Origin of the sequence: Microvirga makkahensis, from assembly GCF_009830105.1 — a bacterium.
In the GTDB taxonomy this organism is placed as follows: Bacteria; Pseudomonadota; Alphaproteobacteria; order Rhizobiales; family Beijerinckiaceae; genus Microvirga; species Microvirga makkahensis.
In genome coordinates this window covers 23344-32797 of sequence record NZ_WURB01000039.1, presented here as the reverse complement: position 1 = coordinate 32797, position 9454 = coordinate 23344, and the positions used below count along the sequence as shown (strand labels likewise).

General features: G+C 62.6%; 9 protein-coding genes and 1 tRNA gene. 1 reads left to right on the top strand and 9 read right to left on the bottom strand.

Going from position 1 to position 9454, the window contains the following annotated elements; genetic code table 11:
* The first annotated feature begins 1522 nt into the window (after positions 1–1522).
* Positions 1523–1717 carry a hypothetical protein gene (locus GR328_RS24720; protein ID WP_160888323.1) on the top strand — a complete coding sequence of 65 codons (195 nt, stop codon included), beginning with the start codon at positions 1523–1525 and terminating at the stop codon, positions 1715–1717.
* 152 nt (positions 1718–1869) lie between these two features.
* Here GR328_RS24720 and GR328_RS24715 read toward each other — a convergent pair whose 3' ends face one another.
* The 9 genes from GR328_RS24715 to GR328_RS24675 all read right to left on the bottom strand — a co-directional run bounded on the left by GR328_RS24715 (position 1870) and on the right by GR328_RS24675 (position 9402).
* Entirely contained in the window at positions 1870–2088 is a 219-nt protein-coding gene (locus GR328_RS24715; protein ID WP_160888322.1) for a hypothetical protein, read from the bottom strand.
* A 108-nt stretch (positions 2089–2196) separates the two neighbouring features.
* Positions 2197–2273 (bottom strand) — tRNA-Trp (locus tag GR328_RS24710).
* A gap of 464 nt (positions 2274–2737) precedes the next feature.
* Positions 2738–3193 carry a Rid family hydrolase gene (locus tag GR328_RS24705; RefSeq protein WP_160888321.1) on the bottom strand — a complete coding sequence of 152 codons (456 nt, stop codon included), beginning with the start codon at positions 3191–3193 and terminating at the stop codon, positions 2738–2740.
* Between the two features lie 125 nt (positions 3194–3318).
* Complete coding sequence (locus GR328_RS24700) at positions 3319–4140, bottom strand: alpha/beta fold hydrolase (protein WP_160888325.1); 822 nt, start codon at positions 4138–4140, stop codon at positions 3319–3321.
* Between the two features lie 164 nt (positions 4141–4304).
* A complete protein-coding gene (locus GR328_RS24695; protein WP_160888320.1) occupies positions 4305–5939 on the bottom strand; it encodes an MFS transporter in 1635 nt (544 codons plus the stop codon).
* Positions 5936–6361, bottom strand: a complete 426-nt coding sequence (locus GR328_RS24690; protein WP_160888319.1) for a DoxX family protein — start codon at positions 6359–6361, stop codon at positions 5936–5938. The genes GR328_RS24695 and GR328_RS24690 overlap by 4 nt, the downstream gene beginning before the upstream one ends.
* Before the next feature lie 11 nt (positions 6362–6372).
* Entirely contained in the window at positions 6373–8349 is a 1977-nt protein-coding gene (locus tag GR328_RS24685; protein ID WP_160888318.1) for an amidohydrolase, read from the bottom strand.
* The gene (locus GR328_RS24680) at positions 8346–8624 is read right to left on the bottom strand and encodes a XapX domain-containing protein (protein WP_160888317.1); all 279 of its coding nucleotides are present in this window, start codon (positions 8622–8624) and stop codon (positions 8346–8348) included. Before GR328_RS24680 ends, GR328_RS24685 begins: the two co-directional genes overlap by 4 nt.
* Positions 8625–8718: 94 nt before the next feature.
* Positions 8719–9402: a hydrolase gene (locus GR328_RS24675; RefSeq protein ID WP_160888316.1), complete on the bottom strand. Its 684-nt coding sequence runs from the start codon at positions 9400–9402 to the stop codon at positions 8719–8721.
* Positions 9403–9454: the final 52 nt, after the last annotated feature.

The following is a 9454-nucleotide window of genomic DNA, read 5'->3' as shown; positions in this document are numbered from 1 at the left end:
GTGCGATGCTCAACAAGCACGCAAGAGGGCAAGCCGGCTCGTGCCGGTGCGGCAGCAGGCCCCGGACAAGCAAAAACCCCTGACGCTGTTCACGTACAGGGGTTTTCACTTTTCGAGGGCTTTTGTGTGGGCCGTGTGGTTGAGTGTTGGTTGCGGGGACCTGAAACCACCGAGATTTCACTCGTGGTCAATTTCTAGAGATCACATATGGAGAATATTTTATTAAATCCGACCGATAAAAGTTGGGCGGACTTATAGGGCATGAGCACGGATAGCTGAATCGCGCTCATGCCGACTGTGGGAGGTATCCTCGTTGCTTCTCCTAGCCCGGCGGCGTTGACGGCGAATGCTTCCGCGAAGGGCGTCAGGGCTACCGTCGATGAGTGAGCTTGCGTCATAGATCTATGTGGACCCTCGGCCATCCGTCTGAACCGGATCGATCAAGATCAAGATCATACGCTAAAGGTGGACGGAACAGAGTACTTGTAGCATTGTGACAATTTGGGCGCGATCCATCGTTCATATTCCGAAATGCCCTCAGCTTGGACCGCCGGGGGCTTTTTCTATGCACAAAAAGTGCCATCTCGGCGCTTGGACAATTGCCAGCATGAGGTAAGAAAAGCTGCTACCTTCTAATTCGATCAGCAGGTTACCTTCGCGCGTACCAACAAAAATGAGAGGCTGGTGCAGTCCTGGATTGCAGACAGCTATTCCCCGCCTCGTAGACTGATGCGATGGTCGAAGGGCTTCTACCACAACCGCGTCCCCCGGAAGTTTCGAATTTCTGGCGTTCTGCACTGGCTCGCAAAAACCGGCTCGGCCTCGTCTGCCCTGGTAGTCGCATGGGTCTATGGCTCTATATCGGGTTTGTTGGCGACCGGCGTAGCTGGGGCGATTTTCGTCGGACACAGCGCGGTTTCCTTCCTCGATAACCTCTCAAAAGAGAAGGCAATCCAATCGGACGATAACCAGACTGACATTGTTGTTCGATTTGGCGATCTTCTGGTCGCTCATAAAGTTCGAGGAACGCTGAACGATATAGAACGCGACGACGCGATACGGGCATGCTTGGGCGTGTTGGAGGTCTTTTCTCGCCAGATCACAAAGTCGAGGAGCGGCGACATATCGGTTTCACTTGTCCTCTACGCTGGCAGCAGCCGGAACCGAATGAAGGTCCGCTACCGGAACCCCGGCAATACGAGGCCCGTTAACCGGGAGGTGGACCCAGATCGGATGTTAGGGCAAATCGCATGTATGAGTGGTGCTTTGCCTCGTGTCGTGCATGATTTGCGAGAGTTCGGGAAAGGTTCTGTTGCCAGACCAACGCAATCACATGCAGATTACAGGTCAATCTTCTTCTTTCCACTTGTGGTGTGTGAAGGCAACGAGAAAGTAGCTCGAGGTTTTGTTTCTATCGACTGTAAACGGCCTTATGCATTTTGCTGCAACAGATCGAACGCAATAGTCGTTACATGCGAACCGATACCGAGCCACATCGGAGAACTCATTCAGGAGGCTGGGAATGGGCGCAGCCGTCAAAGAACATCTAGGTAGTGAGCGCAGTTCGAACCATTCGCATCAACTAGAAGAGCTGAAGGACGAGGCTGCCAAGGTTCGCCAGATGCATGAGCGGGGCGAAATATCAACTCTTGAGGCGAGCAAGCGCCTTTCCGAACTCAAAAAGCGACATCGCAGCTTTTTCGATCAGTTCATTTGACCCTCTGCGCATCCTGCCCGTGCATAGGGCGGCAGTGGACGATAGGCCGCTTGCTGTTGCAACATTCTCTCTCGCGTTTTCAAGCTCCTCTGGCAAAAAGCCCTGGCATGTTCCAGGGTTTCTGTTGTCCATCAGTTGGAAACAGACGGCTGCTATTGCGTTTTCGCCAATTCCCACGCGGCCTTGAATAGTTCGGCCGCCGCTGCAGATTCGAAGGCGTCGGTAAGGATGCGGATCACGGCGGCATCGTCGGTCAGGTCCAAGCATTCCGCCGCGAGTTTTTCAGCCCTCTGCCGCGTCAGCATCGATCTGATCGCTTCCGCCTGTTCCGGCGACGCTTTATCAATCTTCAGGCGTTCAGGCGAGGACATTCACCTCAACTGCGAGCCTTGTATGACTCAGTGTTTGCTTGGATCAGGGCTCGACTACCATGGGTACTGCAATGGCAGCGGCTCGGGAAAGGTAAGATTGCTCATTGGTGGCAGGAGTGGAGGGACTCGAACCCCCAGCCCCCGGTTTTGGAGACCGGTGCTCTAGCCGATTGAGCTACACTCCTTCAGGTCCCCCTCGGAGGCTAGCAGGGGCGGGCCTTATCCCCTGTATGAAGCTTCACTGTCAAGCTAGTGCAGCTACTCACCCGGCTTCGCTGAGCGAACACAGTGACTGCCGAGATCTACGTCCTGCACACTGGCCGAGGGTCGGCACTGCCGGGGTAAGTGGACGTTCGTTTCGCTTAATCTTGGTCGCTTTTTGACCCAAAGCGGCCGAAGAGTCCAGAGGTCTAAGTGCCCGTTTGAAAATTCGGATCTTGAGCTATTCGGACCGGCTTTTCGAGGACGGGAGAGGCTGAAATCGCTACCTTGGAGGGCTTCCGAAGGGCTTAATGGTTGCCGTTTCGGACCCGGGCAGTCATCTTAGAACATTTCTAAAACGGGCACTAAAGGCGCAACGGACCATCGCCATAGAGAAGGCCGCCCGGCGTGGGCCGAGCGGCCTTCCCAACGTTTCCGCCAAAGCGCTTTATCGATCCACGACAGCGCGGAACGTGATCTCAACGAGCTGTTGCGGGAAGGCGAGCCGTGACACGCCAATAAGGTTGCTCGCGAGCTGGGGTATCTCTGCACCATAAACCTGCTTGCGAACCTTGGAAGCCGCACTGAATGCGGCGTCGACGTCCAGCACGTACAGTGTCTCCTCGACGACGTCATCGAATGAGGCTCCGAACTGCGCCAGCAGGATCCGCGCATTCTCATAAGTCTGGCGGATCTGCGCTTCCATGTTGTCGAATGATTGCGGCTTTCCGGCTTCATCGAGATCGGCCGGAGCCACAAGGTTGCCCGCAGAGTCGTGGCTCAATTGCCCAGAGACGTAAATCGTATCCTTGACCTTGATCGCCTGCGCATATCCGAAGGCTTTCTCCCAGGCGACGCCGTGATTTGCCGCCTGAACCAATGCCGTAGTCTTGCTATCACTCATCCTTTGTGCTCCCTAGCTTGCTGTCGGTCGACTGTACGATAGGCGTGGTAGGCCTCTCAGCCACTGCACTTCCGGCCTATTCCGCGTGATGGCGGGATGTTCCCCGAGGTGGGTCAGCCCTGTCCTTAAGCCTTGATGAAGGCAAGGGCGTCGGCGTTGAACTTGTCCGCCTCGATCTGCGCCAAGCCATGCGATCCGCCTGGATAGACCTTGAGCTGGGCGCCCTTGACAATCTTCGCGGCCTTTTCGGCCGAGGCCTTGATCGGCACGATCTGATCGTCGTCACCGTGGATGATGAGTGTCGGCCGGTCGATCTTCTTCAGGTCCTCGGTGTAGTCGACCTCCGAGAACTCCCGGACGCAATCGTACTCGCCCTTGATGCCGCCCATCATGCCCTGCAGCCAGAAGGACTCACGCAAGCCTTCGTTGACCTTCGCGCCGTCGCGGTTGAAGCCGTAGAACGGGATCGTGAGATCCTTGAAGAACTGTGAGCGGTCTCCCGCCGTGTTCTGGCGGATACCGTCGAAGACCTCCATGGGCGTGCCCTCCGGATTGGTCTCGGTCTTCAGCATCAGCGGCGGCACGGCTCCGACGAGCACCACCTTCGCGACACGCGCGGAGCCGTGGCGGCCGATGTAGTGCGCCACCTCGCCACCGCCGGTCGAATGGCCGATCATCACGATGTCGCGCAGATCGAGCGTCTCGATCAGTTCAGCCAAGTCGTCGGCGTACTGATCCATGTGGTTGCCGTTCCAGGTCTGGTCTGAGCGGCCGTGGCTGCGGCGGTCATGCGCAACGACGCGATAGCCCTGCTGGCAGAAGAACAGCATCTGGCCGTCCCAGGCATCCGCGGACAGCGGCCATCCGTGCGAGAACAGGATCGGCTGTCCCGTGCCCCAGTCCTTGTAGAAAATCTTGGTTCCGTCCTTCGTCGTGATCGTGCCCATTGGTAGTCTTTCTTGCGCTTGGGTGATTGTTTCCGCCGCGCCCGATGCCGTCGGCAGGGCGAGGAGGGCTAGGAGTGCCGCGGCGCCCAGACAGGCGTCGCGGCGGGTGACGGGACGGGCGATGTGCGGCTGATCGCGCAGCGCAATCGCTCCGCGCCGCAATCTCAATGCGGGTCCCGGCCGGATCTGCCGACCGCCAGGAAGTGTTGCACGAGAGGCGGCTCGGCTCCTTGATGGAAGCGGCGTGCCTCGGCCTGGACATCGGCGTCGGCCTTCGAGACCCGCTTGTGCTGGCGCAGGTGCTCGGCCCAGGACTCGACGAAGAACCACTCGACGATGTGCTCGGGATCCGCCGCATCCTCGGACACACCCCAGGCGTAGGCGCCGTCGCGGCGGCGCCCTTCGGAGAGACGCTCAAGCGCCGTCAGGAAGGCGGAGCGATCCGCCTGCCGGATGCGGTAGGTGACCATGATCATCACCGGTCCCCGGTCATGCGCGACGGGTTCGGCCATCGCGGGCTCGGGCCAATGCAGCGAGGGCGTGAGATCGCCTTCCGCGCTCGGCAGGGGAGCCCTGTGCGCCAGCAGCGCCGCGACGGCGAGGCCGATGCCCGCCACGATCAGGGAGGTGTCGGTCGTGATCTCCTGGGCGAGGAAGCCCCAGCCCAGGGAGCCCGCCGCCATGGCACCATTGAACGCCGTGAGATAGATCGCCAGGCCACGGCCCCGGATCCAGTTCGGCAGGATGGCCTGCATGGTGCTGTTGAGCGTGGTCAGCATGGCGATCCAGGCGATGCCGAGCACGAAGGTCGCTATGATCGCCACGATCTCGGAGTTCGTCAGGGCGAGCAGGGCGGTCGCGCCGGCCGTCACGAGCGACATGGCGAGCACGAGCCGGTCCTGCCCCAGCCGGGCGCGAACCCGCGGCAGCAGGATCGCTCCCAAGATGGCGCCAGCCCCGACGCTGCCGAGCATCAGGCCATAGAAGCTCGGGCCGCCACCGATCTCCTGGCGGGCCACGATGGGGAGAAGCGCCCAGACGGCGCTGGCGAAGGCGAAGAACAGCACCGCGCGCCACAAGATGCGGTGCAGGTCATGACTGGCGCGGGCATAACGCAGGCCCGCTCGCAGCGCCCCGCCAAAGTGCTCCCGCAGGCCATCGTCCGCATCAGCCTCACGCCGCCACCAGAGCAAGGCCCCGCCGACGAGGATGTAGGTCAGCACGTCGAGGCCATAGACCGCCGCGGCTCCGAGGCCTGCCAGCAGGAAGCCTCCCAGGGCCGGGCCAATGGAGCGTGCGATGTTAATGCCCAGGGAGTTCAGCGCCACGGCGCCCTTGAGGTCGGATCGGGGGACGAGTTCAGGCGTGATCGCCTGCCAGGCCGGGGTTGCGAGCGCCGCACCGACTCCGCCGAGGAAGGTGAGGATGACAAGGCTCTCGACCGTGACCGATCCCGTCCAGGACAGGAACGCGAGCGTTGAGCTCACGATGCCGAGCATGATCTGAATGGCGATCAGGAAGCGGCGCCGGTCGAGGATGTCGGACAGCACGCCGGCCGGAATGGCGAGGAGGAAGACCGGGAGGGTGCCCGCCGCCTGGATCATGGCGACCGCGGCCGGCGAGGCGGAGATCTCAGTCACCAGCCAGGAGGAGGACACGTCGCGCATGAAGGTGCCGACGTTGCCGAGCACCGTCGCGGTCCAGATCACCGCGAAGAGAGGGTGGCGCAGGGGCGCGAAGGTGCCCGGTGGAGGGGGAGGCGCTGCCCCTTCGGTGACCGTTCCTTGAGCTCCGGTCATGACTGTCCTCTCCGGGAATCGACGAACAGGGCCGCAACGGCGAGCCCGCCCACGATGGCGGTATGCTCGAAGAAGGTTGCGGTCTGGCGGCCCCGATCCGGACCCTCGAACATCCAGAACGGATGCGCGAGCAAGGTGGCTATGACGGTGAACACGGCCAGGATGCCGGCGCCCAGCCAGCAATAGCGGCGGGTCAGGAAGAGAGCGGAGCCACCGAGCTGCGCCAGGATGACAGCGGCGGCGATCAGCCCCGCGGGCTGGAGGCCCAGGCCTGTGACCTCGGCGGTGGCTCCGCCGAAATCGACGAGCTTCACGACGCCGCTGATCAGGAAGGGCGCTGCGAGCGCAAGACGTGCCAGAACGTCGAGCCCGGGCAGAGCAAGCACCTGTGCAATGGGGCGGGGAGCGGTGATATCAGTCATGATGGACTCCCTCAGAAGGCCCAGCAGGAGCAGCCGAGCACGCCCCAGAACGAGCGCGCGTCGGAGGTGGGCGTGTTGGCGCCCCAGGCGCTGGCATGCGCGTGGCCATGCACGCCGCAGGAACTGGCGCAGGCGCAGGCTGCCGCCGCGAAGGCGTACTTGCGGGCCTCATCATTGCCGGCGCGCTGCTGGTAGCCGCCATAGCTCCGGACAGGGGACCAATCCGGCATCGGTGGGGGCAGCGAAGGCGCGAGATCCTTGAACTCGGCGTCGCCATGCACGGGCTTGCCGCCGAGCAACGTCAGAACCGACGTGATGTCCTGGATCGCATCTTCCGGCACGGCGAAGTAGTCGTCGGACAGCACCGCCAGGTCGGCCAGTTGCCCTTCCACGATCTGACCCTTCTTGCCCGGCTCATTGGAGAACCAGGTGTTGGCTTCGGTCCACAGCCGCAGGGCGCTTTTGCGATCCAGGCGATTGGCACTTGGATAGAGCGTCAGGCCGCCCAGCGTCTTTCCGGTCACGAGCCAGGACAGGGAGATCCAGGGATTGTAGGAGGCGACGCGGGTGGCGTCTGTGCCGGCGCCGACCGGTACGCCGGCCTCCAGCATGCGTTTGATGGGCGGTGTGCGCTCGGCCGCCTTGTTGCCATACCGCTCGACGAAATCCTCGCCCTGGAAGGCCATCCGGTGCTGGACGGCGATGCCGCCGCCAAGGGCCGCGATGCGGTCGATGTTGCGGTCGTCGATGGTCTCGGCATGGTCGAAGAACCAGTGCAGGCCGTCAAAGGGAATGTCGCGGTTCACCTTCTCGAACACGTCGAGCGCCCGTGTGATGGTCTCGTTGTAGGTGGCGTGCAGCCGCCACGGCCAGCGGTTCTCGACCAGCAGACGGACGACCGGCTCCAAGTCGCCTTCCATGTTGGGCGGCATCTCGGGCCGCTCGACCTTGAAGTCCTCGAAGTCGGCGGCGGAGTACACCAGCATCTCGCCCGCGCCGTTGTGGCGGTAGAGATCGTCGCCCTGACCGGGCCTGACCTGCTTCGACCAGCTGTCGAAGTCCTTGAGCTCTTCCTTCGGCTTCTGCGTGAACAGGTTGTAGGCCAGGCGCACCGTGAGCTGGCCTTCCCGGTGCAACTCTTCGATGATCTGGTAGTCGTCCGGATAGTTCTGGAAGCCGCCACCGGCATCGATCACACCGGTCACTCCAAGGCGGTTCACCTCGCGCATGAAGTGGCGCGAGGAGTTCTTCTGGTATTCGGGCGGGAGCTTCGGGCCTTTGGCAAGGGTCGCATACAGGATCGTGGCGTTGGGCCTGGCGATCAGCAGGCCCGTGGGGTTGCCGTTCGCATCGCGTTGGATCTCGCCACCGGGAGGATTGGGCGTGTCCTTCGTGTAGCCCACGGCCCGCAAGGCCGCGCCGTTGAGCAGGGCGCGGTCATACAGGTGGAGGATGAAGACGGGCGTGTCAGGGGAGATTGCATTGATCTCGTCGAGCGTCGGCAGGCGCTTCTCGGCGAACTGATGCTCCGTGAAGCCGCCGACGACGCGCACCCATTGCGGGGCCGGCGTGCGGTCGACCTGTTCCTTGAGCATCCGCATGGCGTCGGCCAGGGACCGCACGCCGTCCCAGCGCAGCTCCATGTTGTAGTTCAGCCCGCCGCGGATGATGTGCATGTGGCTGTCGATCAGCCCGGGAATGACGCGCCGGCCCTTGAGGTCGATCCGCTGCGTTGTCGGTCCGGCGAGAGGCATCACCTCCTGCTCGTCGCCGACGGCCGCGAAGCGTCCGTCCCGGATGAGCAGCGCCGATGCTTCCGGCTGCTGGCGGTCGAGGGTCGTGATCCTCCCGTTGAACAGGATCAGGTCGGCTTGCATGGACGTGGCTCCCATCAGGGACTGGGTTGGGTCTGAAGCGCCGGCGGACGCGTGTGATCCGTGAAGGACAAAGCCCGCTGCGGCGCCGAGAAACGTGCGGCGCGTGGTCATGACGTCCTCCTTTGGGCATCGGAGGTCTGTTGCGAGGATCTGGCCCCTTCCGGCATGTGGCCGAAGACGTGCGGACGGACCTGATGCGACCAGGACTGCGTCGCCGACTCCTTCTGCCAGAAACTCTTGATGAGAGGGGGGATCTGCTCGCCGACCAGGATGCCGAGCAGCCCCACCAAGGCGACCACCGGCGGCGCCGGCGAGCGCACGTTGATCAGGCTGTAGATGATGCCGACCAGCAGGCCGGCCCCGAGCGACAGAAGGTAGACTTTCAACAACGCCTCCCTGGTGGAATGCATGAGGAGGGCGACGCATCGATGCCGACGCGGCGCCCCTTCGGCAGGGGGCGGGACACCTGCCTTCGATGACTTATTCGGCCGCGACGGCCGGGGCGGATCCGTGAGCGCCTTCGCTGGCGCCGAACATGGTCTTGGCGTAGATGATGCCGAGGCCGTAGGAACCGCCGAACTTCTTCGCGATGCCGGTGGTCATGTCGTAGGTCTCGGTGCGGGCCCAGTCGCGCTGCAGCTCCAGCAGGTATTGCAGCGAGGTCATCGGCCGGACGCCGGCTTGGATCATGCGCTCCACGGCGCGCTCGTGCGCTTCGGTCGAGACGTCGCCGCAGGCATCGGTGATGATGTAGACCTCGAAGCCCTGGTCGAGCGCCGACAGCGTCGGGCCGACGATGCAGACCGACGTCCACAGGCCGGCGAAGACCAGACGGTTCTTCCCGATCCGGTTCACCTCGTCGATGACGGCGGCGTCCTCCCAGGTGTTCATGGAGGTGCGGTCGAGGAGCTTCTGGCCCGGGAAGGCGTCGGTGATCTCGGAGAACATGGGGCCCGAGAAGCTCTTCTCCGCAACCGTGGTGAGGATCGTCGGCACCTTGAAGCCGGCGGCCGCCTCGGAGATCAGGGCCGCATTGTTGCGCAGGTTCACCGCGTCGATGGACTTGGTCGCGAACGACATCTGCGACTGGAAGTCGATCAGGATCAGGGCGTGATCGGTGGGGCTGACGAGCGTCGAGCCGGGGGTGGGAGTGGCTTTGGGCATGGGTTGTCCTCGCGTTAGGGTTTCGTTCGATGCTGTGTTCCGTGTGGGGCTC